Annotated in this window: 26 protein-coding genes; 19 read left to right on the forward strand and 7 right to left on the reverse strand. The window is 61.2% G+C overall.

The annotated features are described in order from the left end of the window. Positions 1-27 precede the first annotated feature (27 nt). The 7 genes from F758_RS0135535 to F758_RS0135580 all read left to right on the forward strand — a co-directional run bounded on the left by F758_RS0135535 (position 28) and on the right by F758_RS0135580 (position 8,577). Positions 28-1,230, forward strand: a complete 1,203-nt coding sequence (locus F758_RS0135535) for an alanine--glyoxylate aminotransferase family protein (RefSeq protein ID WP_035724242.1) — start codon at positions 28-30, stop codon at positions 1,228-1,230. Positions 1,231-1,442: 212 nt separating this feature from the next. Next, entirely contained in the window at positions 1,443-2,780 is a 1,338-nt protein-coding gene (locus F758_RS0135540; protein WP_024512317.1) for an MFS transporter, read from the forward strand. A gap of 200 nt (positions 2,781-2,980) precedes the next feature. Continuing rightward, positions 2,981-4,180: a pyridoxal-phosphate-dependent aminotransferase family protein gene (locus F758_RS0135545; RefSeq protein ID WP_024512318.1), complete on the forward strand. Its 1,200-nt coding sequence runs from the start codon at positions 2,981-2,983 to the stop codon at positions 4,178-4,180. Positions 4,181-4,218: 38 nt separating this feature from the next. Further along, positions 4,219-5,016 (forward strand): enoyl-CoA hydratase/isomerase family protein, encoded by a 798-nt coding sequence (locus F758_RS0135550; protein WP_024512319.1) that lies wholly within the window; start codon positions 4,219-4,221, stop codon positions 5,014-5,016. Positions 5,017-5,285: 269 nt separating this feature from the next. After that, the gene (locus F758_RS0135560) at positions 5,286-6,272 is read left to right on the forward strand and encodes a tripartite tricarboxylate transporter substrate-binding protein (RefSeq protein ID WP_024512320.1); all 987 of its coding nucleotides are present in this window, start codon (positions 5,286-5,288) and stop codon (positions 6,270-6,272) included. 161 nt (positions 6,273-6,433) lie between these two features. Continuing rightward, positions 6,434-6,973 carry a tripartite tricarboxylate transporter TctB family protein gene (locus F758_RS0135570; RefSeq protein WP_024512321.1) on the forward strand — a complete coding sequence of 180 codons (540 nt, stop codon included), beginning with the start codon at positions 6,434-6,436 and terminating at the stop codon, positions 6,971-6,973. Positions 6,974-7,065: 92 nt separating this feature from the next. Next, positions 7,066-8,577 carry a tripartite tricarboxylate transporter permease gene (locus tag F758_RS0135580; protein ID WP_024512322.1) on the forward strand — a complete coding sequence of 504 codons (1,512 nt, stop codon included), beginning with the start codon at positions 7,066-7,068 and terminating at the stop codon, positions 8,575-8,577. A 137-nt stretch (positions 8,578-8,714) separates the two neighbouring features. Here the strand turns inward: F758_RS0135580 and F758_RS0135585 are convergent, their stop codons facing one another. After that, complete coding sequence (locus F758_RS0135585) at positions 8,715-9,905, reverse strand: CaiB/BaiF CoA transferase family protein (RefSeq protein WP_024512323.1); 1,191 nt, start codon at positions 9,903-9,905, stop codon at positions 8,715-8,717. Between the two features lie 159 nt (positions 9,906-10,064). Between F758_RS0135585 and F758_RS0135590 the strand changes: the two genes are divergently transcribed. The 5 genes from F758_RS0135590 (at position 10,065) to F758_RS0135610 (ending at position 16,435) form a co-directional block, all read left to right on the forward strand. Further along, complete coding sequence (locus tag F758_RS0135590; RefSeq protein WP_157450319.1) at positions 10,065-11,594, forward strand: lipopolysaccharide biosynthesis protein; 1,530 nt, start codon at positions 10,065-10,067, stop codon at positions 11,592-11,594. Positions 11,595-11,669: 75 nt separating this feature from the next. Then, complete coding sequence (gene asnB, locus F758_RS0135595) at positions 11,670-13,541, forward strand: asparagine synthase (glutamine-hydrolyzing) (protein WP_245286685.1); 1,872 nt, start codon at positions 11,670-11,672, stop codon at positions 13,539-13,541. A 502-nt stretch (positions 13,542-14,043) separates the two neighbouring features. Beyond that, a complete protein-coding gene (locus tag F758_RS52310; protein WP_245286686.1) occupies positions 14,044-14,634 on the forward strand; it encodes a glycosyltransferase family protein in 591 nt (196 codons plus the stop codon). Positions 14,635-14,979: 345 nt separating this feature from the next. Continuing rightward, entirely contained in the window at positions 14,980-15,393 is a 414-nt protein-coding gene (locus F758_RS52315; RefSeq protein ID WP_245286687.1) for an acyltransferase, read from the forward strand. Between the two features lie 109 nt (positions 15,394-15,502). After that, on the forward strand, positions 15,503-16,435 hold the full coding sequence (locus F758_RS0135610) for an NAD-dependent epimerase/dehydratase family protein (protein ID WP_024512328.1): 933 nt from the start codon (positions 15,503-15,505) through the stop codon (positions 16,433-16,435). 193 nt (positions 16,436-16,628) lie between these two features. Here F758_RS0135610 and F758_RS52320 read toward each other — a convergent pair whose 3' ends face one another. After that, complete coding sequence (locus tag F758_RS52320; protein WP_245286688.1) at positions 16,629-16,976, reverse strand: hypothetical protein; 348 nt, start codon at positions 16,974-16,976, stop codon at positions 16,629-16,631. Between the two features lie 24 nt (positions 16,977-17,000). Between F758_RS52320 and F758_RS52325 the strand changes: the two genes are divergently transcribed. Continuing rightward, positions 17,001-17,609: a glycosyltransferase gene (locus tag F758_RS52325; RefSeq protein WP_245286689.1), complete on the forward strand. Its 609-nt coding sequence runs from the start codon at positions 17,001-17,003 to the stop codon at positions 17,607-17,609. Here F758_RS52325 and F758_RS45300 read toward each other — a convergent pair. Then, positions 17,606-18,970, reverse strand: a complete 1,365-nt coding sequence (locus tag F758_RS45300; protein WP_024512330.1) for a hypothetical protein — start codon at positions 18,968-18,970, stop codon at positions 17,606-17,608. The genes F758_RS52325 and F758_RS45300 overlap by 4 nt on opposite strands. A 39-nt stretch (positions 18,971-19,009) precedes the next feature. Next, positions 19,010-19,912, reverse strand: coding sequence for an NAD-dependent epimerase/dehydratase family protein (locus F758_RS0135625; RefSeq protein ID WP_024512331.1), 903 nt, complete (start codon positions 19,910-19,912; stop codon positions 19,010-19,012). A 316-nt stretch (positions 19,913-20,228) separates the two neighbouring features. On the opposite strand from F758_RS0135625, the gene F758_RS0135630 reads away from it, so the two are divergent. The 3 genes from F758_RS0135630 to F758_RS0135640 are packed head-to-tail and all read left to right on the forward strand — an operon-like array spanning position 20,229 to position 22,862. Continuing rightward, on the forward strand, positions 20,229-21,290 hold the full coding sequence (locus tag F758_RS0135630) for a Gfo/Idh/MocA family protein (protein ID WP_024512332.1): 1,062 nt from the start codon (positions 20,229-20,231) through the stop codon (positions 21,288-21,290). Beyond that, positions 21,287-21,754 carry an acyltransferase gene (locus tag F758_RS0135635; protein ID WP_024512333.1) on the forward strand — a complete coding sequence of 156 codons (468 nt, stop codon included), beginning with the start codon at positions 21,287-21,289 and terminating at the stop codon, positions 21,752-21,754. The genes F758_RS0135630 and F758_RS0135635 overlap by 4 nt, the downstream gene beginning before the upstream one ends. Positions 21,755-21,761: 7 nt before the next feature. Further along, the gene (locus F758_RS0135640) at positions 21,762-22,862 is read left to right on the forward strand and encodes a DegT/DnrJ/EryC1/StrS family aminotransferase (protein ID WP_024512334.1); all 1,101 of its coding nucleotides are present in this window, start codon (positions 21,762-21,764) and stop codon (positions 22,860-22,862) included. 34 nt (positions 22,863-22,896) lie between these two features. On the opposite strand, the gene F758_RS0135645 is transcribed toward F758_RS0135640, so the two are convergent. Together F758_RS0135645 and F758_RS52880 are read right to left on the reverse strand one after the other, a co-directional pair. Then, positions 22,897-23,496, reverse strand: coding sequence for a YDG domain-containing protein (locus tag F758_RS0135645; RefSeq protein WP_024512335.1), 600 nt, complete (start codon positions 23,494-23,496; stop codon positions 22,897-22,899). Between the two features lie 664 nt (positions 23,497-24,160). Continuing rightward, positions 24,161-24,292, reverse strand: a complete 132-nt coding sequence (locus F758_RS52880) for a hypothetical protein (protein WP_283805896.1) — start codon at positions 24,290-24,292, stop codon at positions 24,161-24,163. Between the two features lie 97 nt (positions 24,293-24,389). Between F758_RS52880 and F758_RS53535 the strand changes: the two genes are divergently transcribed. Genes F758_RS53535 through F758_RS46830 form a run of 3 tightly spaced genes read left to right on the forward strand, consistent with a single transcriptional unit; the run spans position 24,390 to position 25,162 of the window. After that, on the forward strand, positions 24,390-24,518 hold the full coding sequence (locus tag F758_RS53535; protein ID WP_502689203.1) for an ABC transporter substrate-binding protein: 129 nt from the start codon (positions 24,390-24,392) through the stop codon (positions 24,516-24,518). 54 nt (positions 24,519-24,572) lie between these two features. Beyond that, a complete protein-coding gene (locus F758_RS46825; RefSeq protein WP_024512336.1) occupies positions 24,573-24,953 on the forward strand; it encodes a periplasmic substrate-binding domain-containing protein in 381 nt (126 codons plus the stop codon). After that, positions 24,950-25,162, forward strand: coding sequence for a hypothetical protein (locus tag F758_RS46830; RefSeq protein ID WP_157450322.1), 213 nt, complete (start codon positions 24,950-24,952; stop codon positions 25,160-25,162). The genes F758_RS46825 and F758_RS46830 overlap by 4 nt, the downstream gene beginning before the upstream one ends. Positions 25,163-25,423: 261 nt before the next feature. Here the strand turns inward: F758_RS46830 and F758_RS51455 are convergent. Next, a partial coding sequence (locus F758_RS51455; protein WP_210200105.1) for a hypothetical protein occupies positions 25,424-25,850 on the reverse strand: 427 nt, incomplete at its 5' end.

Below are 25,850 nucleotides of genomic sequence, written 5' to 3' on the forward strand. Positions count from 1 at the left end.
CCGCTAGCGCCAAGTTGGGAGATCATTATGGGTCAAGGACGGCACTTTTTGCAGATTCCCGGGCCAAGCCCGGTCCCAGACCGCGTCCTCCGCGCCATGGACATGCCGGTCATCGATCACCGCAGCGCCGAATTCGCCGAACTCGGGCGCACGGTGCTGGAGGGCGCCAAGAAGATCTTCCAGACCTCCGGGCCGGTGGTGATCTTTCCGTCCTCCGGAACGGGCGCGTGGGAAGCCGCGATCGTCAACACGCTCTCGCCCGGCGACAAGGTGCTGATGGTGGAGACCGGCCATTTTGCCACGCTGTGGCGCAACATGGCCAAGCGCTGGGGCATCGAGGTCGATTTCCTCCCCGGCGACTGGCGCCGCGGCGCCGACCCGGGGGCTGTCGAGGGAAAACTTGCCGCCGACACATCGCATGCGATCAAGGCGGTGATGATCGTGCACAACGAGACTTCGACCGGCGCGACCAGCCGGATCGGCGACATTCGCGTCGCGATGGACCGCGTTGGCCATCCGGCGCTCCTGATGGTCGACACCATTTCCTCGCTTGGCTCGGTCGACTACCGGCACGAGGAATGGAAGGTCGATGTCAGCGTGAGCTGCTCGCAAAAGGGATTCATGCTGCCGCCCGGCCTCGGCTTCAACGCGATCTCGCAGAAGGCGCTCGCCGCCTCCAAGACCAACAAGATGCCGCGCTCCTACTGGGATTGGGAAGAGATGCTCAAGCCGAACGCAAAGGGCTTCTTTCCCTACACGCCCGCGACCAATTTGCTTTACGGCCTGCGTGAAGCAATTGCGATGCTGCTTGAGGAGGGGCTGCCTAATGTGTTCGCCCGGCATCAGCGCCTGGCCGCGGCGACGCGCGCCGCCGTCAATCATTGGGGACTGGAGGTGCTTTGCCAAGAGCCGAAGGATTTCTCGCCGGTGCTGACTGCGGTGCTGATGCCGCCGGGCTACGATGCGGATGAATTCCGCAAAGTGGTGCTCGACAATTTCAACATGTCGCTCGGCAGCGGTCTCTCCAAGGTCGCCGGCAAGGTCTTCCGCATCGGCCATCTCGGCGAGTGCAACGAGCTGACCTTGCTGGCCGCGCTTACCGGTGTGGAGATGGGGCTGGCGGTCGCCGGCGTCCCGCATCGCGCCGGCGGAGTCGATGCCGCGATGAAATTTTTGGAGGAGCGTCCCAAAGGCAATGCGCCGGCGCGTCTCAAGGTCGTCGACAGCTAGCCCCACCTCGTGCCCGGCGGGGAGTCGATTGGCTCCTGGCGATGCCAACGGGTCGCGCGAACGCGCGCCCGATGACAGGCTCCGCGTCGTCCAGCGCAAATCAGGTGAGGGACCGCTGCTCTTCCGCAGATTGGTATCGATAAGGGCTGACCGCGGCTGTGCGGTTTGATGCCGTTGTGACGGTTGAAAAGATGAATACAGGGAGGGTTGAGATGGAAGATCAACAATCGCGCCGCAGCGTCGGACGCTGGTACATTCTTGGCTTGATTTGCCTGATGTACCTCATCACCTATCTGGATCGAGTCAATATCTCGACGGCTGCCCCGATCATCAGCAAGGAGTTCGGGTTCGACAAGATCACCATGGGGGTGATCTTCAGCGCCTTTGTGTGGGCCTATGCCCTCTTTCAGGTGCCGGGCGGCTGGCTCAGCGATCGCTTTGGCGCAAGATCGGTGCTGGCGACCATCGTTGCGTACTGGTCTGTGATGACGGCAGCAACGGCGGCGGCAACCGGCGCGGTTTCGTTCATCGTGTTGCGTTTCTTGTTCGGAATTGGAGAGGCTGGCGCCTTTCCGGGTGCCACGCGCTCAATGCAGCTTTGGTATCCACGCGAGGAGCGTGGCTTCGTGCAAGGACTGACGCATAGTGCGAGTCGTCTTGGTGCCGCCATCGCTCCTCCGCTCGTCGTCTTCCTCATGACCAATTGGGGATGGCGAGCGGCCTTCTATGTCTGCGGCGCGGTCGGTCTGGTCTGGTCGATCTGGTGGTATCTCTCTTACCGCAATTTGCCGGAAGAGCATCCTCTCGTAAACCGCGCGGAGCTGAAGCAGATTCGCGGCGTGAACAGCGAGGGCGCAATCAAGGAGGCGGCCATCGAGCGCAAAGCTGCATCCGTGCCTTGGAGCACGCTGCTGCGTTCGCCGAACATGTGGGCGATCATGTGCGCCTATTTCACCTACGTCTACTGCCTCTGGATATTCCTCAGCTGGCTACCATCGTATCTCGTCGAATTCCGGCATTTCACACTGCTCAAGGTTGGCCTGTTCGCCTCACTGCCGCTGTTTGCCGGTGTCCTGGGCGATACACTCGGCGGCGTCGCTACAGACTGGCTGTTGAAGAAGACAGGCAATACCAAACTTGCGCGCCGCTCGGTCGCAATCGTCGGCCTGCTGGGATGCTGTATCTTCATCGTGCCTGCCGCATTGACCAACAACGCCTACACCGCCGTCTATTGCCTGACCGCATCCATGTTCTTTTTGGAATGCACCATCGGTCCGTCGTGGGCGGTCCCCATGGATACGGGCGGCAAATACTCGGGCACGGTCTCCGGCATGATGAACATGGCCGGCAATTTTGGCGGCGCGCTTTCGCCGCTCGTGTTCGGTTTTCTTGTTCAATACGGCAATTGGCAAGCGCCTTTCATCGTTGCGGCTGCTCTCCTTGTCATCGGCGCTGGCGTGTGGGGTTTTTGGCTCGATCCAGACCGATCGGTGCTTGATGCGCCCGGCACCTTGTCGGTTGGGCCAGAGCATGGTTCTCGGCCTTCCTGATGCGCCCCGAGCGGCCATTCGAAGAGGGCGACCGCAGCATGCCTCTCGGAAAGCCGGTCGCCGCGGGGGTAAGCAGCGGGTGGTTTTAGGGCGATATCCCACGTCTTGCGCATTGACGGCGGTCCAAAGGAGAGGGGACAAGCCGGTCGAATAATGTTATTCGGGCCGCCCAAAGTAGGCCAAGACCGGGAAGGACGCCGATGATTCTGCATACTGGAAGGCATTTTCTGCAAATTCCGGGACCGACCAACATCCCCGACCGGGTGCTGCGGGCGATGGACATGCCGGGCCTCGATCATCGTGGTCCGGAGTTTGCCGAGATCGGCTTTGCGGTATTGGCCGGCATGCAGCGGATGTTCCGCACCAAGCAGCCGGTGATCATTTACCCGTCCTCCGGCACCGGTGCCTGGGAGGCCGCGATCGTCAATACCTTGCAGCCGGGCGACAAGGTGGTGATGGCCGAGACCGGGCAGTTCGCCGTGCTCTGGCGCGGCATTGCCGATAAATTCAAGCTGGACGTCGATTTCGTCCCTGGCGATTGGCGCCGCGGCGCCGACATCGCCGCGATCGAGCAGCGGCTCGCCGCCGACAAGGCGCACAAGATCAAGGCCGTCATGGTCGTGCATAACGAGACCTCGACCGGCTGCGTCACGCCGCCGCTCGAGGTCCGCAAAGCCATGGACCGCGCCGGACATCCGGCGCTCTTGATGGTGGACACCATTTCCGGCCTCGGCTCACTGGAATATGAGCACGACGCCTGGGGCATCGACGTCTCCGTCGCCGGCTCGCAGAAGGGACTCATGCTGCCGCCGGGGCTTGGCTTCAATGCCGTCTCGGAGAAGGCGCTGGCGGTGGCCAAGGCCAATCCCGGCATGCGCTCCTACTGGGAGTGGCAGGATGTGATCGCCTTCAACAAGGCCGGCACCTTCCCCTACACGCCCGCGATCAACCTTTTGATGGGCCTGCGCGAGGCCATCAGCATGCTCGAGGAAGAGGGGCTTGCGAACGTCTTCGCCCGGCACAAGCGCCACAGCGCCGCGACCCGCGCCGCCATGAAGGTGTGGGGACTGGAGACCCAGTGCCAGGATCCGCAGGCGCATTCGCCGGCCCTGACCGGCGTGGTCATGCCCGAGGGCCATGACGCCGATCATTTCCGCAAAATCGTGCTGGACAATTTCGACATGTCGCTCGGCACCGGGCTGAACAGGATCAAGGGCAAGGTGTTCCGCATCGGCCACATCGGCCATTTCAACGATCTGATGCTGATGGGAACGCTCTCCGGCGTCGAGATGGGCCTCGAGCTCGCCAGGGTCCCGCACCGCAAGGGCGGCGTGCTGGCGGCGATGGAGGTGCTCACCGCCCGCGAGGCGGCGCCGATGCCGAAAGCTGCGGTGGCCTGAGCGAATTGTTATTTGGTCAAACAAGAAGGACGAGCGCGATGAACGCACCGGTGACTGCCAACGAAGACCTGATCTATTCCGTCCAGGACGGCATCGCGCGCGTGACGTTCAATCGCCCGCAGGCGCGCAACGCCCTGACCTTTGCGATGTACGAGCAGCTCGCCTCGATCTGCGAGAGCATCAATGCCGATCCTTCGATCAAGGCGTTGATCCTCACCGGCGCGGGCGACAAGGCTTTTGCGTCGGGGACCGACATCTCGCAATTCCGCGCCTTCAAAACGGCGCAGGATGCGCTGGACTATGAGGCGCGGATCGACCGCGTGCTGGGCAAGCTCGAACAATGCCGGGTGCCGGTGATCGCCGCGATCGCCGGCGCCTGCACCGGCGGCGGCGCCGGAATTGCCGCCTGCTGCGACATCCGGATCGGCACCGAGAGCACGCGGATCGGCTTTCCAATCGCGCGCACGCTCGGCAACTGCCTGTCGATGTCCAACATCTCGCGCCTCGTCTCGCTGATCGGGCCGGCACGCACCAAGGACCTGATCTTCAAGGCGCGCCTGGTCGAGGCGCCGGAGGCCTTGGCGCTGGGGCTGCTCAACGAGGTGGTGCCCGACATCGAGACGTTGCAGCGCCGCGCCGATGAGACTGCAAAGCTCGTGGCCTCCCATGCCCCGATCACGCTTGAGGTCACCAAGGAGGCGGTGCGCCGTATCCGGCGGACGCTGTCGCGCGACGAAGGCGAGGATTTGATCCTGCGCGCCTATATGAGCGAGGATTTTCGCGAAGGGATGGACGCCTTTCTCAACAAGCGCACCCCGAACTGGAAGGGGAAGTGAAAGCGCAGAGCGGGATGACGGTCCCTCGTCCCGCTCCATTTTTTGTTCAAGCATGATCCTTCGGATCGAGTCCGGCGGAATGTCTTTCGGAAAACTGGTATTCATTTTTTCGGATCATGCTGCGGTCTTTCGCCTCATGCGAAAGTCATACGCGCCGCTCGCGGGAGCCTGCTTGAACTGACAGTCATTCCTTCGCACAATGGCGGCCTTATTCTCTTCTCGGCCATGCCACCCTAACAAGAACGTATAAGCATTCAGGGATTTAGCACGTGCGAAAGATCATTAAAGCCACCGCTGCGCTGGCGGCCGCGTTGACGGCGATGCCGGCGCTTGCCGCCTGGGAGCCCACAAAACCGGTCGAGATCGTGGTTGCGGCGGGCGCCGGCGGTGCCTCCGACCAGATGGCGCGGATGATGCAGGCGGCGATCCAGAAAAACAATCTGATGAAGCAGCCGATGGTGGTGTCGCTGAAAGGCGGGGCCTCGGGCGCGGAAGCCTTGATGTATATGAAATCCAGCGAAGGCGATCCCAACAAGGTGCTGATCGCCTATTCGCTGATCTACATGCTGCCGCTCTCGGCCAAGATTCCCTTCAACTGGCGCGAGCTGACGCCGGTATCCGTGATCGCGCTGGACCAATTCGCACTGTGGGACAATTCGAAGGGGCCCAAGACGGTGAAAGAGTTCATCGATGCAGCCAAGGCCGCAACCTGGCCGTTCAAGATGGGCGGCACCGGGTCAAAACGCGAAGACCACGTGTTGACCGTCTTCATCGAACAGAAGACAGGCGCGAAATTCTCCTATCTGCCCTACAAATCCGGCGGCGAGGCGGCCACCCAGCTTGTCGGCGGTCACATCGATTCCAACGTCAACAATCCTTCCGAAAATCTCGAGGTCTGGCGCGCCGGGCAGGTGCGTCCGCTTTGCGTATTCGACAAGGAGCGGATCTCCTACACGGCTAAAGTGACCGACACTCAATCCTGGCACGATATCCCGACCTGCAAGGAAGAAGGGCTGGACATCCAATATCTGATGCTGCGTGCCATGTTCCTGCCCGGTAAGGTGACCCAGGAACAGCAGGAGTTCTATGTCGATCTGTTCCGGAAGGTGGTCCAGACGCCGGAGTACAAGGACTACATGGAAAAGCAGGCGTTGAAGCCGATCTTTCTCACCGGTAAGGACATGCTGCAGTTCCTGGAAGATGACGACGCGCTGAACAAGTCACTGATGACGGAAGCTGGGTTTGTTGCGAAATAGATTCTCGTCACGCGCCGCGAAGGCGGGGCATCCAGTATTCCGGAAAGTTGCTGAAAACAACGAACTGCGCGGACCAGTGAATCATCCGCTGGAGCCCCTCATTGGGCAGCGCTTCGCGCTGACCCGTTGGCGGAAGATGAGGCCTGCGCAATACGAGAGCCATGTCTGACACCGATATCGAAATCATCGTCGACGACCCGACCGCCCCGGAGGATGATTCTCCGGCCGTGACCAGCGGCCGCGCGGTCGACGCCGTCGTGTCGCTGCTGTTGCTCGCGCTCGCGATGACGCTCGGCTACGACAATTGGCGCACGGGCATCGCGTGGGATGCGACGGGGCCGCAGCCCGGCTATTTTCCCTTCTATCTCTCGGTGGTCCTCGCCGGCGCCAGCCTGTATGGCCTGCTCGCCGCCTTTCTGTCGCGAAAGGCGGCGGAGCCGTTCGTCACCCGTGCGCAGATCCGGCGGGTCATGGCAGTGTTCGTGCCGACCTTGCTGTTCTGCCTGGTGACACAGTTTCTTGGGCTGTATGTGGCGAGTTTTCTCCTGATCGGCGGCTTCATGCGATTTGTCGGAAAGATCGCACTGTGGAAGTCGCTGCTGACCGCATTCGTGTTCACCGCGATCATGTTCGTCACCTTCGATATCATGTTCGACGTCATCATGCCGAAGGGGCCGCTTGAAGCGGCCCTCGGTTACTAGCAGGCCGACATGGCTTTATCCGTCGTTGCGAGCGAAGCGAAGCAATCGCTTCCGCTCCTCGCAATGACGACCAAGATTCGCGAGATAGATTGATGGAAGCCTTCGGTCTGTTGTTGCACGGCTTTGCCGTTCTTTTGACCTGGAAAACGCTCGCGCTGATGATGCTCGGGCTCGTGCTCGGCATCTTCGTCGGCGTGCTGCCGGGGCTCGGGGGACCGAACGGGGTCGCGATCCTGTTGCCGCTCACCTTCACCATGGACCCGACCTCGGCCATCGTGATGCTGTCGTGCATCTATTGGGGCGCACTGTTCGGCGGGGCCATCACCTCGATCCTGTTCAATATCCCCGGCGAAGCCTGGTCGGTGGCGACCACGTTCGATGGCTATCCGATGGCCCAGCAGGGCAGGGCGGCCGAGGCGCTCACCGCGGCGTTCACGTCCTCGTTCATCGGCTCGCTGGCCGCCGTGCTCCTGATCACCTTCCTGGCGCCGCTGATCTCGTCCTTTGCACTCAAATTCGGGCCGCCGGAGTTCTTCGCGGTCTACCTGCTCACCTTCTGCTCCTTCGTCGGGCTCGGGCGCGAGGCCAAGCACAAGACGGTGATCTCGATGACACTTGGGCTGCTTCTTGCCGGTATCGGTATGGATACTGTATCGGGGCAGTTGCGCATGACCTTCGGCTCCAGCGAGCTGCTGCGCGGCATCAACTTCCTGGTCGCGGTGATCGGGCTGTTCGGCATCAGCGAGATCCTGCTGACGATGGAAGAGCGCCTCGCGTTGCGCGGCCATGCCGCAGCGATCAGCCTGCGCGTCGTGCTCTCGGTGTGGAAGGATCTGCCGAAATACTGGATGACGCTGTTGCGCTCCTCGGTCATCGGTTGCTGGCTCGGCATTACGCCGGGCGGCGCGATCGCCGCTTCCTTCATGGGCTATAACCTCGCCAAGCGCTTTGCCAAGGACCAGGACAGTTTTGGCAAGGGTCGCATCGAAGGCGTGTTCGCGCCTGAAACGGCAGCGCATGCCTCCGGCACTTCGGCGCTGTTGCCGATGCTTGCGCTCGGCATTCCCGGCTCTGGCACCGCGGCGATCCTGCTGGGCGGTTTGATGGTCTGGGGCCTGAACCCGGGGCCGCTTCTGTTCGTCGAGCACAAGGACTTTGTCTGGGGCCTGATCGCCTCGATGTATCTCGGCAACGTCGTCGGCCTGGTGCTGGTGCTCACCACCGTGCCCGTGTTCGCCTCCGTGCTGAGGGTGCCCTTTGCGGCCGTGGCGCCGATGATCGTGGTTTCCTGCGCGATCGGCGCCTATGCGATCCAGAATGCCATGTTCGATATCTGGCTGATGCTGGGTTTTGGCGTGGTCGGCTATGTCTTCAAGAAGATCGGCATTCCGCTGGCGCCGCTGACGCTCGCGCTGGTGCTCGGCAGCCGCGCCGAGGACGCGTTTCGACTGTCGATGATCGGCTCTGGCGGCGACATCAAAGTGTTCTGGTCGAACTATCTCGTCGGTTCGATCACCACGCTCGCAATTGCCTTGCTGTTCTGGCCCTTGATCGACAAGGGCTTGGGTGGCGTGCGGCTGCTCTGGCAGCCGGGGAAAGTGTAAGACCCGTCATCCCCGCGCAAACGGCGTCGGCCGTTTGTCACTGGAGACTCGCTGCGCGAGCGCTTCAGGATCACGGTTTGATGTGGGTGACCGCATCAATACGATGCGATCTCGCTTAGAAGCTAAGCTGCGGGGGCTTATACCACCTTTCGCTGCTTTAACTCGGCGATCTCGTCCGCGCCGAAGCCGAACTCGGTGAGCACCTCTTCGGTCTGCTCGCCGAATTCCGGCGGCCGTGCCACCAACTTGCTGGGTGTGCGCGAGAGCGTGACCGGCTGGCTGACGAGGCGAATGTGCCGGCCTTGCTCGTTCGGGACGTCCTGCGCCATACCGAGATGCTGAACTTGCGCATCGGCAAACACCTGGTCGATGGAATAGATGGGACCGCAAGGCACGCCAGCCGCGTTGAGCTCCTTGACCCAGTACTCGGTGGAGTTTGTCTGCGTGCGCTTTTCGATCTCGGCGTTCAGCGCATCGCGATTCTTCGAGCGTGCAGGTGCGGTCGCATAATCGGGATGGCTCACGAGTTCGGGCGCGCCGATCGCCTCAGCACAACGCTCCCAGGTCCGGCCACCGGCGGTCGCGATGTTGATGTAGCCGTCGGAGGTCTTGAACACGCCGGTGGGGATGGAGGTCGGATGGTTGTTGCCGGCCTGTTTTGCCACGTCCTTTTCCATCAGCCAGCGCGCGGCCTGGAAATCCAGCATGAAGATCTGAGCCTGCAACAACGATGTCTGCACCCATTGGCCTTCGCCGGAGACTTCACGCTCCAACAGCGCGGTGAGGATGCCCATGGCGCAGAACAGGCCGGCCGTGAGGTCGGCGACCGGAATGCCGACCCGCATCGGCCCGCCGCCCGGCGCGCCGGTGATCGACATCAGCCCACCCATGCCTTGTGCGATCTGATCGAAGCCGGGACGCTTGTGATAGGGACCGTCCTGGCCGAAGCCGGAGATGCTGCCATAGATGATGCGCGGATTGACCTTGCGCACGCTTTCATAATCGATGCCGAGCTTGTTCTTCACGTCAGGGCGGTAGTTCTCGACCACGACATCGGCCTTCGCGGCGAGCCGCATGAAGACTTCGACGCCCTTGGGGTCCTTGAGGTTGAGCGCCATGGCCCGTTTGTTGCGGTGCAAATTCTGGAAATCCGCGCCGTGGCGCGGGCCGCCCAAGGCTTCGCCGCCGTCCTCCAGCAGCGCGTCGATTTTGATCACGTTGGCGCCCCAATCGGCAAGCTGCCGCACGGAGGTCGGACCGGCACGGACGCGGGTCAGGTCAAGCACGGTGAAGCGGGATAAAGCTTGCGAGGCATGCGGAACGGCCATTGCGGAGGACTCCAGGGACGGGAATTGCAAAGCTGGTATAGGAGGGCTCCGCACTATCGACAATCCCGGCATTGACTGCTAGCCGCTGTGAAGGCAGTGAAGGTTTGCAAATTTGGCACGTTCTGTTCAGGCCGCGGCAGGACCGAGGCGGAGGCTCTCATGAGCGGCCGCGCGCTTCCTCGCGTGCAAAGACTGCTTAGCGGCTGGTCGGCCAATCTGGTGCAGCTCGGACTCGCCATCACCCAACAGGTCGTGCTTGTTCCCATCTTTCTTCGCTTCCAGTCGAGCGAGGTGCTGGCGGCCTGGCTCGCCATCTATGCGGCCGGCAACCTCGCACTCGTCGCGGACTTCGGTCTGCATTCGCGCGCCATCAACCGTTTTCTGGTGTTCAAATCATGCCGCGATGCGGACGGCCGGACGGCCCGCTACTACGCGGCGATGCAGCGGGTTTATTACGGACTGGCAGGCCTATTGATTGTGTCCGTTCTAATAGGGGCGTTTTTGCTGCGCCCCTCTGCCGTGTTCGGATTTGCCGAGGTTTCCGAATTCGATGTTTCCTTCCTTGTCGCGATTGTATGCATGCTTCTGATCCTGCCCTCTACCTTGGCGGCAGCTCTTTATCGCGCGCGTGGTCACTATGCGCGCGGGGTGTGGATGGCGTGTGCGGCGAGCCTCGTTGGGCAGATCGGCCAGATCATTGCGCTAGCAAAGACAGGAAGCTTGACCGCGGTCACTCTGGCCTACGCGCTGCCGCAGCTTGCGGTTGCGACCTACATCATGCTGGTCGACGTGCGGCGCTTGTTTCCGTTCGTGAGGGCGGTGTCCATAGGCGACCACAAATCGTGGCACTGGATTGCGGGACAGTTTCGGCGTGCCTTTCCCTTTGCGATCGCAAGCACCACCGAAATGGCGCTGCAGAACCTGCCGGTGCTGCTGGTCAGTGCGTTTGTGGCCGATCGCATCGCAGTTGCGCAATGGGGACTGACCCGCGTAGTGGCGGGCTTGGTGCGGGGCCTGAGCATGCAAGCAACAATACCGCTCGCAGCCGAGCTCGGCCACGATCATGCGGTTGGCGCCAAGCTGCAGCTGCGGCGGCTCTACGCGCGCGGTTCGGCCCTTGTTACGGTGCTCGCCAGCCTCGTGGTGTCAGGGATTTTGGCTTTCTGGCCGGATTTTTTTGCACTCTGGACCCACGGCCTCGTTCCTTACGACCCGTTGCTTGCGGTGACCCTCCTGGTCGGCTCTGCTATGGTAGCGCCTGCGATGCTGGCACTTGGCTATGCCTATCACAGCAACCGGGGAGAACTCCTCGCGCGAGCCAAAGGACTGCAACTTGTGGCATTCGTAATCCTAGCGGTCCTGCTGACGCCGTGGCTAGGATCCCTGGGAGCCGCAATTGCCTTGGTTGCGACCGATCTCCTGGTTCAATTCGGTGTGCTGGCACTCAGCATCATCTGGCAGACCCTTAGGCAGCCGCTGCGGCACCTCGCGTTCTTGGTACTGCTCATTCTGTTCGTCACGACCACAGGCTGGGCTTTGGGGCTCGTTATTCGTTCCCTCCTGCCGGGGAACGGAGTTGCGCATTTTGCTGCCGAGTGCGCCCTATGGCTGGCGTTTGTCGCCCTGGCAGCGGGGCCGCTGCTCCACCGACGCTTGCGCGTCTGGTTGTCGGATATGGTTCCAGACTGACGATACGGATTGACTTGACCTGCCCGGGCGCTGAAGGCAACTACCCAATCGACAAGAGAAGGGGAACACCGTGATGTGCCGACCGGCAAAGAAAAGGGCGCCATAGCCGTGTGCGGCATCGCTGGCATTCTTAATCTCCGCGGCGAGCCCGTCGAACCGTCAGAGATCTCACGGTTGACCGAGCTGCTGGCGCATCGCGGACCCTTTGGGGAGGGCCTTTGGTTCAGCGACGATCGAAGTGTGGCCTTCGGCCATCGACGTCTGGCGATCATCGATCCGACGGACGGCGGCTACCAGCCAATGCGATCCGATGACGGCCGTTACATCATCGTGTTCAACGGTGAAATCTACAACTTCCTCGAGCTGCGGCGGGAGCTCGAGGCGCAGGGCGCGATCTTTCGCTCTCAGTCGGATACGGAAGTTGTCCTTGCGGCCTGGCGCCGCTGGCGGGAAGACATGTTGGCGCGCTTCAACGGGATGTGGGCGCTCGCGATCTATGACACCGTTGCCGGGGATTTGTTTCTGGCGCGCGACCGCTTCGGCATCAAGCCGCTGCTTTATTTCAGCTCGCCCAGTCGGTTTGTTTTCGCCTCGGAACAGCGCGCGCTGGTGCGCAGCGGACTATTCGATTCATCGCTCGATCCCGTCGTCGCGCGAAGGCTGATCGTCGATGCGTTTGGGATCGAAGGTAGTGAACGGACGCTCTTTAAGCAGGTTCGACGCCTGCAAAGCGGACATTACATGTGGATGCGGCAGGGCCGAACCGAGATTACGCGCTGGTGGCGCACGCTTGACCATTTGCCGGTAGTTCCTAAGACGGAGTCCGAACGCATAGAGCGCTTTCGCGAACTCTTCATGGATGCCGTCGCGCTGCGAATGCGCAGCGACGTTCCCATCGGCACCTGCCTTTCTGGAGGATTTGATTCCTCGGCCGTCGTTTGCGCGATGGCCGAACATGAGAAAGCAGGCCTCGGCCTCCGCGACAGCGCATCGTGGCGTCACGCCTTCGTCGCGACATTCCCTGGCGCGCGCAATGACGAGCGCCCCCAGGCCGAGCAGGCGGCGGCGTGGGCGAAGGTTGTCCCCACGATCGTTGAGATCGATGAGACCTGCGCGTTGAACGAGATCGATCGCATTCTGGACGACAATGACGATCTCTACATCATGCTGCCGACTGCGGTTTGGCTGACCTACCGAGAGCTGCGGCGGCACAATGTGACGGTCTCGCTGGATGGACATGGCGCGGACGAACTGATGGGAGCCTATCTGCAGGAGGGGGCGGGGGCCGCCTTTCGGATCCGAAATTCGTTGGCCGCGCTCACGTCTCGCTCGCGGCTGGCCGGCCGCAGCCTCGACTTGGTGCGTGCTACGGTACTGAACTTTCGCGGACAGTTCTTCTTGCGAGAGGGGCTTGCGCGCCTGCCGCAACCGCTCGATCTGGTTGCCGCCGACGATCATCTCCCTCCCGATTGGGGCCCTTTAAATCGGCGTCTTTATAAAATGTTTCACAGTACCGTACTGCCTACGATTCTGCGCAATTTCGATCGTCTGTCGATGGCTCACGGGATCGAAGTGAGGATGCCCTTTATGGATTGGCGCCTTGTGACCTATACGATGGCACTTCCCGAAGCGGACAAGTCATCTGCCGGCTATACGAAATTGATTGCGCGACGGGCGATGAAGGACCGGATGCCCGAAGCCATCCGTATGAGCCGGCGGAAGGTGGGTTTCAATTCGCCGATGCCAGAGTGGCTGAACGGGCCGCTTTCAGGCTGGACGATGTCGCTTCTCGATAGCAAGGTCCCTGCGTTTGCCGAGCTGGTCGATGAGGCAAGGCTGCGTCGCGAGATCCAGCGCCTCAATCTATCGAAGGCGTGGAATTGGGAAACGGCCGGGCGAATCTGGCCTTATCTCAATTTGAAATGGGCCATGTCGAGGATGTCCTAGCATGCGCTTGTTTCAGAACTGTGGGTTGATGCCGTCCTATCTATTGCGCCTGCACGAGCTCGCAGCCACGGCGCGGTCCTTCGAAGAGAGGCGCCGAATCTTTCTCGACGATCGCTTCGGAGCGATTCATATCCTCAAGCCCTTGCTGGACAATGAGCCGGATGGCTGTCTCGCCTGCGGTAATGATGAAGCCATGCAGCGACAATGGGCGAAAGAGAACGGCCTATCCGCCAAATCATCTCTGGCCGACATTCTCCTGGCTCAGATCGAGCAGCATCGAACGGAAATTTTCTATAACCTCGATCCCGTACGATTTCCGAGTTCGTTCGTCCGCCGGCTGCCCGGATGTGTCCGAAAGACACTATGCTGGCGAGCCGCGCCGTCCGGGCAGGCCGACCTCACGGCCTACGGTGCGGTTCTGGGCAATTTTCCGTCCATCCTCGAGGGTTGGCGCCGCAAAGGCTGCAGGGCCGAGTGGTTTGCGCCGGCAATCGATCCTGTGATGGCCGCCTATGGGCATGGCGAGCGACCTGTCGATCTGTTGTTTGTCGGCGGATATTCGCGGCACCATTCGGCACGCGCAAAAATTCTCGAACACGTCGCTCGCCTAGCCGGCAACCTGCATATCGTATATTGCCTGGATTCATCCCGGCTGACGCGCCTTGCGGAGAGCGCCCTCGGGCGCCTGGTGCCGCCCCTGAAGAAGCACCGGCGTCCCCACGCCATTTCAAAAATCGCCAGATCGCCAGTGTTTGGACGCCAGCTTTACGACCTGATCGGGCAATCGAAAATCGTCCTGAACGGGGCGATCGACATGGCGGGCGCCGATCGCGGCAATATGCGTTGTTTTGAAGCCTTTGGGTGCGGTGCATTGCTGCTGTCCGACGAGGGCAACTATCCCGACGGAATGCGAAACGAAGAGACCATGCTAACCTACTCGGATGCGGAGAGCTGTATTCGGCAAATTCAGCGCTGTTTGGACCACTGGGACCGTGTCCAGGGGATCGCGGACAATGGGCGAAGGCAGATCGGCAAGACCTATAGCAAAGCGCGCCAATGGTCTGCGTTCGAAGCCCTCGTGGCGCGTCTTTAAGCAATGTCGATACGCTTTGCGGGTAAAGCGGTTATGCTAGCACAGTCGGCTGATAGGTTCTTGCGGCCGATCTGATAGAGGGATGGGAGGTTTATATTGAGCGCAAGCGATTTGACATCGGCGGGTGGAGGGCACTCGACGAGCCGGATTGCTGCATTGAAGCGTTATTGCGCGCACGCGCTTGACGGCGTGAACCTGCATTTCATCATTCAGCGGCTGATTGGGCGAGCAACGTGCCGCCTGGAAGAGGGCGCCTTCATAAGCCATACCGCGCGAATCAGAAATGCCTCGGGCGATAGCAGCCAAATCGTCATCGGTGCCCACTCGCATGTCCGAGGCGAGTTGATGATCTACGCTCACGGCGGACGAATCTCCATCGGCGAATGGTGCTATGTGGGCGTCGGCACGCGCATCTGGTCTGGCGCATCCATCGATATCGGAAACCGCGTCCTGATTTCTCATTCCGTCAATATGTTTGACAATCTGACGCATCCCATTTCGGCATCGGAGCGCCACGCGCACCACAGGCGGATCTCCAGGACGGGTCATCCCAACGACGTTTTCCTCGACGACAAGCCGATCAGGATCGGTGATGACGCCTGGATCGGGGCGTGCGCAATCATCACGCGCGGGATTACTGTTGCCCAGGGAGGGATCGTTGCCGCAGGCGCGGTGGTGACGAAGGATGTGCCACCCTATTCGATCGTCGCCGGCAACCCGGCTGTTGTCGTGAGGGAGCTCGCGCCCGATGAGCGGTGATCGAATTTCACGGTGTGGGAGCAAGCCGTGGTCTGGCTGCGCGACCAGCGGCAGAAGCGGCAACTTGCCCGAGAACGCCTTCTACCGTGATCCCCCGAAGGCTTGAGCCATGAGCGTTTGGATTACCGGCGCGAACGGGTTTATCGGCCGTTATCTGATAAGCGAATTGGCCAGGGCTGGCGATGCGGTTCACGGCCTCGGTCATGGCGCGTTCGCCGAGTCTGATCGGCGTCGTCTTGGTCTAAAAACCTGGATCAATGGGGAGATCGAGGCCGCCAATCTGAATGCGCTCGCCGCCATGCATGGCCTGCCGTCCAAGATCTTCCATCTCGCGGGCGGCTCTTCGGTTGGGCTATCTATCGAACTGCCTCTCGAAGATTTCTCGCGGACTGTGGCGAGCACCGCAAGGCTTCTTGAATGGCTGCGCAATTCCGCCCCGCATTGTCTTTTGGTGGTGGCCTCAAGTGCGGCGGTCTATGGCCCCAATCATGACGGGCCGATTTCCGAAGATGCGGCATTGGCGCCGATGGCGCCTTACGGCCATCACAAGCTGATGATGGAGCAATTGTGCAAGAGCTACGCGCTGAGCTACGGGATATCCAGCGTGGTCGTGCGACTATTTTCGGTCTATGGCGCGAATCTTCGTAAGCAATTGCTCTGGGATGTCTGTTCCCGGCTCAGCCAGGGCGGCCCACGCCTGAACCTGGGTGGCACCGGCAATGAAATGCGGGATTGGACTGACGTGAGAGATGTGGCGCGGCTGCTTGCGATGCTGGGTGCGCTGCCCTGCGATGAGCGCTATCGCGTGATCAATGGCGGATCAGGTAGCGGAACGCGCGTGGCCGATATCGCCGACATGATGGTGCGGAATTTCGGCGGCGAGACGACTGTCAGCTATTCCGGTCTCGCGCGCCCCGGAGATCCGTACAGCCTGGTCGCCGATGACAGCACGTTGCGCCGCATCGGGTTCCAATGGCGGATTCCCCTGGAGCGTGGGATTATGGACTATGTGACCTGGTTCAAGGGGCAGGCGCGTGGATGAGAAAAGTCGAGTTCGCGTCGCGTTCACCCACATTTCGCGCCAGCTTTGGGCAGGCGGCTACAACTATCAAAGCAATCTGTTTGCGGCGCTCAATCGATATTGCCCAGGCCAAATTTCACCAGTTCTTTTTGCCGGAGCTCACGCACCTCCCGATGAAGTCGATGCTCTCGCGGGCATTCCTGGCGTCGAAATCTTAAGATCGGCCGCCTTCGATGGACGGCATGCGGGCCTGATAAGTGCAGTTGCGCTCGGGCTCGACAGTCAGGCGGCCGAGGCGTTTCGAACCGCCAAGGTCGATGTGGTGTTCGAATCGGCGCGCTTCTTCGGACGGCGCCTGCCGCTGCCTGCGATCGCATGGTTTCCTGATTTTCAGCATCGCAGGCTGCCGCATCTGTTTTCGCCAATGGCGCGGTGGCGACGCGATCTCGGCTTTCGCGCGCAAATTGCAGCGCACCGGACGATCCTCTTGAGCAGCAACAGCGCTCTGGCCGACTTGCGGACCCTTTATCCTGGGCTGACGAACAACATTGGTGTAGTGCAATTTGCGAGCGAGCCTGCGTCCAATTTGCTGGCGCTGGATGCTTTGCAGGTTCTGGCACAGTATGCAGTGCCGCCGAAGTTCTTCTTCCTGCCCAATCACCTTTGGGTCCACAAGAATCACCGTCTCGTCATCCGGGCGCTCGCGCTTCTGAAACAACGCGGCGCTGACGTCGTCGTCGTTGCGTCCGGGAGCCGCGAAGAGCCGCGCGAGCCCGGGTATTTCGAAAGCATCACGCGCGACATCAAGGCCCAAGGTCTGGAGACGAACTTCCGCCATCTCGGAATGATTCCGCTTTCCCATGTCTATGCGCTTTTACGCACGGCGATAGCACTGATCAACCCGTCAAGGTTTGAAGGCTGGAGTACCACGGTCGAAGAGGCGAAGTCCTTCGGCGTGCCGATGGTTTTGTCCAACCTTGACGTCCATGTGGAGCAGACGAACGGAACTGCGCGCTATTTCGGCGTCGATGATGCCGAAACCCTGGCGGACCACCTTGCTGACACCTGGGCCGCGAGCGGATCCCCGGTGGTTCGATCCTTGCTGCCGAATGTCGAAGTACGAGCTGCGGCGTTCGCCGAGAATTTTGCTCGGCTGATCCGAAGCGCCCGCGAATGGCATGCGGCAAGGCGCTAGAGCGGCCCATTCCGATCTCGCTTGCGCTGGGAAAACTCGGGAACGAGAGCCGGTCCAAGAAGGGAAGTCTGCTCCGGTAGCATGCCGCGGGGCGTGAGATACCAGAGCAGGAACAGCAACGCTGCGCCGTGGGAAAGCAAGGTCGTTGTCAGCGGAACATTTAAAAGAAGCTGCCCGAGAACCGAACTCGAGATCAAGACAAGGCGCGGGGGCAGGCCTGCGGATAGGCGATTGGCGAAGCCGATCAGCAATCCGCACAGCAAGACCGACAGCGGAGCGAACAGGGGCCCAACCGACGCAATGCCTTCGGTCGAAAATAATGAGGCGTTGAAGTTACCGAAGCCAGGATAGGCCTGGTTCATCACAACCCCTAATTGATCCTGATAGGGGCAGGAAACGATCGTCTTGAGAAGGTTGATTTGACAAAAATAAGTGTAGGGATGATGGAAAAAGAAATCGTTGTAGACGTCCATTGCATTCGACGGCGTCGCGATCGTTCGTAAGTTGATCAGTTCGAAGAAAAACGTGGCTGATTGACCGAGCATCGCATACGCAATCGTCCCGGCTGTGAGCGGCAGCAACAGCGAAATGACGGTTGTTACGCGGCAGCCGAACAGACGCGAGAGGGTCGCTATGCTCAAGAGCCACACAGGCGTGAAGAGGGCGATCTTATTGAGAGTAATCGGATAAAAGAACACCAGAACGGCGAGTGTGAGGCCAGCGCGCCAGTAGCTGCCACGCACGGCAAAGCAGGCGAAAGCGAAAGGCAGCAGCGCGTTCGACACGATTCCGATCGTGTAGTTCAGCATGCCCGGCATACTGAGCTTGCTGCGGAATTCATACATCTGCGCCAGTGAAACGAACTTGAAGCTGTAGCTTGCGCCGACCAGGACGGTGAGGACACCTATCACCACAATGGCGGTCAGGAGGCGGTCGAAGCCCGCTACTCCGATGATGCTGCTGCTACCATGAATCGGCCTTGAGATGGATAGTGCGGGGATGAGGAAGGTGACCATAGCGGCAGCCGCAGAGGCGCCGCTCAACCAGTGATTATAGTTGAAGTCCGAGAAACAGTTCAGCCAGAGATAACCGGTGACCATCGTGAAGAAATAGAAGCTGACGAAATAGCCGAAGCTGAAAGGAAATCGCACAAAGAGAAGCGAGAGGATCGAAAAAGCGGCTACGACTGCAATCGCGCCGCTACGCAGAGCCGGATCAAAATAGATATGATAGCCGGAGTAGTTGCGGCTGAGATAGACCAGCGAAACGCAACAGAGGACGATGTGAACGGCGATCAAGAGGGCCAGAGCAACGCGCTCGGAAAGCGTGCCTGTAACGGGCGAATCCTTGTTAACGATCATGCGGATGGTCCTGTTGCGGGACGGTCGGGCTGGTGCCGTTCACTTCCCTGCCAGTCCGAGTCTTGAGAACTCGACCGGCTTCCAGCCGAGCGCCAGCAGCTTGTTGGGCCGCGCCACCAGCGGGCAGCCGATCCGCTGCCAGATTGGCGTCTGCCCGGCAATTCTGAGCGCCAGCTCGAACAGCACTTCCGGCGCGGGGAACAGCCAGGCGGGCCGGCCAAAGCCCGCACGGTAGCGCGCGATGAGATCGGCGACAGTGACCGGCGTCGGGTCCGAGACGATGAAGGTCTGTCGCCGTGCGCGCGGATCGGTCAGGGCGGTCGTGATCGCGGAACTCAGATTCTGCACCGACAACACCGAGCGCCGCGCGGTCAGGCCCCCGAACGGCAATGGAAGCGGCAGCCGCGCGATTTTCCGGATCGTTGCGAGATTGCCTTTTTCGCCTTGGCCGTAAATCACGACCGGGCGCAGGATCGTGAACGAGCCGCCGGCCTTGCGAATAGCCTCTTCGGCCGCGAGCTTCGATCGGCCGTAGGCGTTGGTCGGTTGCGGCAGGTCTTCCTCCGTCAGTTCCCGGTCGGAGAAAGAGCCCGATTGTGCGGCGATCGAGGAGATGAAGACGAGATGCTTGCCAAGCTCCGCAGCCGTACGGGCGAGTGCCTGGGTGGCGCGGTGATTAACCAGGTCATAGAGGTCCTCGTCGGCATAGGTGTGGGCGATACCGGCCAAATGCACGACGGCGTCGCATTGCTCCAGCAGCGGTGTCCAATCGAACGGCGTGGAGAGATCCGGTAAGCCGACGGCCGTGATATTGTCGCCGCGTGCGGCCGCTGAGCGCGAGGCCGCGATCACATGAAAAGCATGCGAGGCGAGATAGGGAACGAGATGGCGGCCGATAAAGCCGTCCGAGCCGGTGACGAGCACCGTGGTGTTGTCAGTCATCGGATCGCACCAAACCGCCAAACGCCGCGGCTGCGGCCTGAATGACACCGGAACAGGGCGCAGAAGCTAGTGCATCGGTCGGCGGCTTGCAAAGGGGCATTTTGCGTTCCAGCCTCGCCGCACCGCCTGCGCGGGAAACGCCGCCTGCGGCCGGCTGCACATCGTCGCCGGCCGTACAGGGCAGCCCCAATCGCCTTGATTTACCCGGTCTTTTTTGAATATACGGGGCGGGGCGACGCTGTGCCGCGCACTCCTGCCAAGTGCCATCACAAGGGTTTGCCTGCCGCTCGAGAGGCCGCCCGCAAAGGAAGTCTTGATGATCAGATTTGGCCTGCTCGGATGCGGGCGCATTGCCAAGCGCCATTCCGATCTGTTGGGTGGCAATCACATCGAGGGCGCCAAGCTTGTCGCTGTCTGCGATCCGGTGCGCGCGCGGGCAGATGGCATCGCCGCCAAATTCGGCGTGCCGGCGAGTTACGACATCGAGGAATTCCTCGCGCGCAAGGACATCGATGTGGTGTCGGTGCTGACCCCGAGCGGGCTGCATCCCACGCATGTCATCGCCTGCGCCAGGGCCGGCAAGCATGTGGTGGTCGAGAAGCCGATGGCGCTACGGCTGCAGGATGCCGATGATATGATCCGCGCCTGCGACGTGGCCGGCGTCAAGCTGTTTGTCGTCAAGCAGAACCGCTTCAACGTGCCGGTGGTGAAGGCGCGCGAGGCGCTCGATGCGGGGCGGTTCGGAAAGCTCGTGCTGGGCACCGTGCGTGTGCGCTGGTGCCGCGACCAGGCCTATTACGATCAGGATGCCTGGCGCGGAACCTGGGCCTATGACGGCGGCGTGCTCTCCAACCAGGCCAGCCACCACATCGACATGCTGGAGTGGTTTTTCGGCGACGTCATCAGCGTGCATGCCCGCGCCATCTCCGCGCTGGTCAAAATCGAGACGGAGGACACCGCGGTCGCCACGCTGAAATTCCGCAACGGCGCGCTCGGGATCATCGAGGCGACCACTGCGACGCGCCCGGCCGACCTCGAGGGCTCGCTTTCGATCCTGGGCGAGAAAGGCACGGTCGAAATCGCGGGCTTTGCGGTCAACCAGATCAGGCATTGGCGCTTTGTCGAGGAATTGCCCTCGGACAAGGAGGTGACCGAGAAATTCTCGGTCAATCCGCCGAATGTCTACGGCTTCGGCCATCAGGCCTATTACCAGCATGTCGTGGAGTGCCTGGTCAGCCAGCGGGCGGCGCTGGTAGATGGGCTGGAGGGGCGCAAGAGTCTTGAGCTGATCTCGGCGCTTTACGAGTCGATCGAAACCGGCCACGAGGTGGCGCTGCGCTTCGAGCCGCGCTTGAGCCGGCTGGGTATGGTATCGTGAACATACCGCACGTGCATCAGGCGGGCGTGCGCGATGTCGATTTCGGCGCGCGGGTCAAGATCGTCGAGCCCTGCAATCTCTACGGCTGCAGAATAGGCGACGACTGCTTTGTCGGGCCGTTTGTCGAGATCCAGAAGGATGTGAGTCTCGGTGCGCGCACACGCGTGCAGTCGCATGCCTTCATCTGCGAGCTGGTGACGATCGGCGAGGATTGCTTCATTGGCCACGGCGTGATGTTTATCAACGACACGTTTTCGACCGGAGGCCCCGCGCGCGGTCGCAAGGAGCTATGGCGCGAGACCGTGATTGGCAATCGCGTCTCCGTCGGCTCCAACGCGACCATCCTGCCGGTGCGCATCGTCGACGACGTGGTGATCGGGGCGGGGGCGGTGGTGACGAAGGATATCACCACAGCCGGCACCTATGCCGGCAATCCGGCGCGTCTGTTGCGGGCGCGGAAGTGAGAGTGGGATGAAGGTACCTTTCGCCGACCTGCAGTTGCAGTATCAGACGATCAAGGCCGAGATCGACAGCGCGATCGCGAACGTCATCCGCGACAATGCCTTCATCCGCGGCTCCTATGTCGATGCGTTCGAGCGCGAGTTCGCGCGCGCTGTGGAGGCCAGGCACTGCATCTCCTGCGCCAACGGCACCGATGCACTTTACTTGGCGATGTCCGCGCTGAAGGTTGAGCCGGGAGATGAGGTGATCACCACGGCGCATTCCTGGATCTCGACCTCGGCCATGATTACGCACGCCGGCGGAACGGTCGTGTTTTGCGACACCGACGGGGCGACGTTCACGATTGATCCGAAGGCGATCGAAGCCGCGATCACGCCGCGCACCGTCGGCATCATCCCGGTGCATCTCTATGGTCAGGCGGCGGACATGGACGCCATCATGGCGATTGCCCAGAAGCATAAGCTCTGGGTGCTCGAGGATTGCGCGCAGGCGCATCTGGCGCGCCATCAGGGCAGGCCGGTCGGCAGCTTTGGTGTGGCTGCGACCTATTCGTTCTATCCCGGCAAGAATCTCGGCGCGATGGGTGATGCGGGCGCGGTTATCACCAATGACGACAAGCTCGCCGAGCGGATCGCGATGCTGGCGCGCCATGGCGGCCTGATCAAGCACAAGCACGAGATCGAGGGCATCAACAGCCGGCTCGACGGCATGCAGGCCGCGATCCTGTTGGCGAAGCTGCCGCATCTCGCCGCCTGGACGAGGGCGCGGCAGGAAGCCGCCAGGATTTACGATGCCGGGCTAAATCAGATCGAGACCGTCGAGGTGCCGCAGGTCGCGCCCGGCCGCGAGCACGTCTATCACCTCTATACGATCAAGCATCCGCGCCGCGATGCGCTGGCAGCGCATCTCAATGCGAGCGGCGTGCAGACCGCGGTGAATTATCCGACCGCATTGCCGTTTCTGCCGGCCTATGCGCGCTTCGCGCATCGGCCGGAGCAGTTTCCGAATGCCTTTGGGGATCAGGGCAAAATCCTCTCACTGCCGATGTTCGCCGAGATCACGCCCGCGCAGCAGCAGCACGTGATCAAGCTGGTACGGGAGTTCGGTTGATCGGACGTCGACGGACCGGTCACACGAAACGAATTTACGGATCTTTATTCCGGGATCTTGCGTTGGAGGTTTCGACCAAGGTTGGGCCAGGATCGAGCAAGAGGGGCGTGGGGGCGCCGAAGCCGTTGACGGCACTCCTCTCGATCTGTTCGGGCAAGAGCGGCGCGGTGCTGCCGACAACGATGCTGGCCGTGCTGGACGCTGTTCTGTTGGCGAGCGTGTAATTGCCGGCATCCGCGCCGGCGAGTGTCAAGCCCGTGATGGTGACGGGCTTGCGGTATCCCGGCGTGGCGCTATCGAAGACGCCAGCGGCGGACCCGATGCTGAGCTGGTCGCCGGGCATGATGCCGTTGAAGCGTGCGGTGGACGTGTTCAGGGTCGCCGCCGTCGAGCCGTCAAAGATCTTGTCGTTGGCAGTGATTCCCGTAATTGCGCTGATCGCCGCCTTGGCGATATCGGCCGTGGTCGCGGCCGTCCCGGCGAACGTGTAATTGGCGGTGTCGGTGCCTCCGAATGTCACGCCCGAGATCGTCACCGTCTTGGCAGCGCCAGCATTCTTGTCAGTGAAGGCGCCGGTGCCGGACCCTAAACTCAACGCCACGGTATTCCATTTCCAAACCTTAAAAATCTGCATTTGGTAATCGGTGCAAGTAGATCGACACATTATAGCGAAAGCTGCCAGCGCCCATCTCGCCGAACGTGACCTTTTGCAGTCGGGTCATGGCATCCTCAGTCCAAGCAGACTGTCGCTACCGCTAAATTCCTAGTCTTCCGTCGTGTATTGAAAGTGTTCTCGGGCGCAAATGCCGGAAAATACGGTCTGCGCATCAGCGGTTTCAAAGCAAAACGCTGTTCCTAGCTCCCTTCGTTCGGCATACCAATCCACTTTGGCATCGCGAGAAATGCGAGATGCCTCCGCTCGCAAGCGATCTGCTTGCTGACCAACTGCTCGTACCACTACACATCGATAATTCATTTTGAAATTCGTCCTGATCATGAGATCGAGTCACGGGCTTGATCTCAGCTAAACTTACCGCCAATGCGAGGATCGGCAGTGTTCGGTTGTGGACATTGTCAGCCAGAAAAAGAGCGCCCGTTGCAAAATCGCAACACGCCTCACGTCGCACGGACATGACTCGAACGACTACGCCGGATGCCTGCGGCTCTTCACTTTATGGCGCAGGACGGAACGGCGGTGGCCTTGGTGGGGAGGCAAAATTCGAATGTGCTGCGCACGCCGCCTAAAATAGCCGCGCAGAGCAGCAATTGGGAGGGAGGATGTTTAGCAAGCGAACATGCTAATTCGGCACCTCATCCGACGCTCCATCCCCGAACACCTCGGCGATTGTGCCGATGACATCACAGCCGCCGCCTTCCCCCCGCAGCTTCAGCACAGGAGCCAGCCGAGCCCGCGCGACGTTATAGCTCATCGCCTTCTCACCAAGCGTCCCTTGCGGGCGAGCACGATCGAAGGAAGAGCCGGAGACGAAGGCGCTCGGGGGCAGACGTCCTGACGCGGTATGCGAGCTGTCGCCCGGCACAATTAACACCCACTTGCTGATCAACCGTGCCCAGCCACCTTTCGATAATCCCGATCTGCGGCGGGCGATGGCGCTGACGATCGACCGCAAGGCCTATGTCGACACGCTCGGCTAGGGCGAAGGCGAGATCGACGGCATCTTGCAGCCGCCTCCGGCCGGGTTGTGGGGCATGCCCCCGGACCAGATCGCCAAGCTGCCGGGGTACGGCCTCGACGTGCACAAGAACCGGGAAGAGGCCCGCGCCCTGGTGCGAAAGCTCGGCTCCGGCCCCGACAACCGGCTCAAGATCAAGGTGACGACGCGTGGCTGGTCGTTATATCGCGACCAGGCGGTGCTGCTGCTTGATCAGCTGAAGCAGATCTACATCGACGGCGAACTCGACCTCGTCAACACGGCGCAGTACTTCCCGAAGATCATGCGCAAGCAATACACGGTCGCGCTCAACTTGCAGACGGCGGGGCCCGATTCCGACCCGACTGTGCAGCTGTTCTACGGCTGCGGCCGAACGTCAACTGGGACAACTATTGCAATCCCGAGATGGACAAGATGATCGAGGCGCAATCACGCGAGGGTGACGCGGCCAAGCGCAAGCAGATCCTATGGACGATCGAGCGCAAGCTGGCAAACGACGATGTGCGGACGATCATTTTCTACCGCCGCGGCGGCACCTGCGAGCGCCCCTATCTCAAGGGCCTGACGATCATGGTCAACAGCATCTACAACAGCTGGCGCATGGAGGATGTCTGGCTCGACACGTAGATGGATCCGCTCACAAAGAACGCCGGCGCGCTAATCCAGCCAAGACTGCCGAGGTGGCGGCGAGCCGGGTCAGCGTACGTGATTGCGGGCGAGATCGATCGCGCCGTCGCCTCCTTCGTCCGTCGTCTCGCTCGCTATGCCGCCCGGATTTTCCAGGGCGCGAGGGCCGGCGACCTTCCGATCGAGATGCTAGCCCATTTCGAGCTTGCCATCAATTTCGGGACAGTGCCGCCCACGCTCCTCTCGCTCGCGCCGACGAGGTCATCGAATAGCGCTCGCCAATTCCCGGTAGGGGTCACGAGCGTCGCCGTCTGCGATAGATGGCTGGCCATCGACTTCTGCTATGCTCTGTTTGCGGCTGAGGTTGTGCGGCGGTGCAAGATGTCGCGACGGGCCAACAGCGGCCGCTCCTGCAGAATCATAGGGAGTGAAGACTCCCGCGCCCTCGTTTAAGACGGAAGATAGCGTCAAGTGGGATCGCCAAGGTGGCAGCTGACCAAGCGTTTGAGGAGTAACTAGCAAAAATCGACGGCGGTTCTTCAGCCGCCCCTCCTGCAGGGTTACTGGCATGCCGGCAATGGCAGATGTGAAGCCACGCCAATTTGAATTCGAAGCTAGGTTGAATCGGCGGAGTTGCTTCATACGACAATCTGTACCTAACAACGCCGGCTCGTCATCCCGAGGAGAG

This window comes from Bradyrhizobium sp. ARR65 (assembly GCF_000472385.1).
Taxonomy (GTDB): domain Bacteria; phylum Pseudomonadota; class Alphaproteobacteria; order Rhizobiales; family Xanthobacteraceae; genus Bradyrhizobium.

Excerpts from the sequence above, each read along its gene's own strand:
- F758_RS0135585 (WP_024512323.1), bottom strand. The coding sequence starts at position 9,905 with ATGGCCGTTCCGCATGCCTCGCAAGCTTTATCCCGCTTCACCGTGCTT.
- F758_RS0135535 (WP_035724242.1), top strand. The coding sequence starts at position 28 with ATGGGTCAAGGACGGCACTTTTTGCAGATTCCCGGGCCAAGCCCGGTC.
- F758_RS52880 (WP_283805896.1), bottom strand. The coding sequence starts at position 24,292 with ATGAGCTATAACGTCGCGCGGGCTCGGCTGGCTCCTGTGCTGAAGCTG.
- F758_RS0135645 (WP_024512335.1), bottom strand. The coding sequence starts at position 23,496 with ATGCAGATTTTTAAGGTTTGGAAATGGAATACCGTGGCGTTGAGTTTA.
- F758_RS46830 (WP_157450322.1), top strand. The coding sequence starts at position 24,950 with ATGATCGAGGCGCAATCACGCGAGGGTGACGCGGCCAAGCGCAAGCAG.
- F758_RS0135610 (WP_024512328.1), top strand. The coding sequence starts at position 15,503 with ATGAGCGTTTGGATTACCGGCGCGAACGGGTTTATCGGCCGTTATCTG.
- F758_RS0135590 (WP_157450319.1), top strand. The coding sequence starts at position 10,065 with ATGAGCGGCCGCGCGCTTCCTCGCGTGCAAAGACTGCTTAGCGGCTGG.
- F758_RS0135640 (WP_024512334.1), top strand. The coding sequence starts at position 21,762 with ATGAAGGTACCTTTCGCCGACCTGCAGTTGCAGTATCAGACGATCAAG.
- F758_RS0135550 (WP_024512319.1), top strand. The coding sequence starts at position 4,219 with ATGAACGCACCGGTGACTGCCAACGAAGACCTGATCTATTCCGTCCAG.
- F758_RS0135570 (WP_024512321.1), top strand. The coding sequence starts at position 6,434 with ATGTCTGACACCGATATCGAAATCATCGTCGACGACCCGACCGCCCCG.
- F758_RS46825 (WP_024512336.1), top strand. The coding sequence starts at position 24,573 with ATGCCCCCGGACCAGATCGCCAAGCTGCCGGGGTACGGCCTCGACGTG.
- F758_RS0135540 (WP_024512317.1), top strand. The coding sequence starts at position 1,443 with ATGGAAGATCAACAATCGCGCCGCAGCGTCGGACGCTGGTACATTCTT.
- F758_RS0135545 (WP_024512318.1), top strand. The coding sequence starts at position 2,981 with ATGATTCTGCATACTGGAAGGCATTTTCTGCAAATTCCGGGACCGACC.
- F758_RS45300 (WP_024512330.1), bottom strand. The coding sequence starts at position 18,970 with ATGATCGTTAACAAGGATTCGCCCGTTACAGGCACGCTTTCCGAGCGC.
- F758_RS52310 (WP_245286686.1), top strand. The coding sequence starts at position 14,044 with ATGGCCGCCTATGGGCATGGCGAGCGACCTGTCGATCTGTTGTTTGTC.
- F758_RS0135580 (WP_024512322.1), top strand. The coding sequence starts at position 7,066 with ATGGAAGCCTTCGGTCTGTTGTTGCACGGCTTTGCCGTTCTTTTGACC.
- F758_RS0135630 (WP_024512332.1), top strand. The coding sequence starts at position 20,229 with ATGATCAGATTTGGCCTGCTCGGATGCGGGCGCATTGCCAAGCGCCAT.
- F758_RS52315 (WP_245286687.1), top strand. The coding sequence starts at position 14,980 with ATGATCTACGCTCACGGCGGACGAATCTCCATCGGCGAATGGTGCTAT.
- F758_RS0135625 (WP_024512331.1), bottom strand. The coding sequence starts at position 19,912 with ATGACTGACAACACCACGGTGCTCGTCACCGGCTCGGACGGCTTTATC.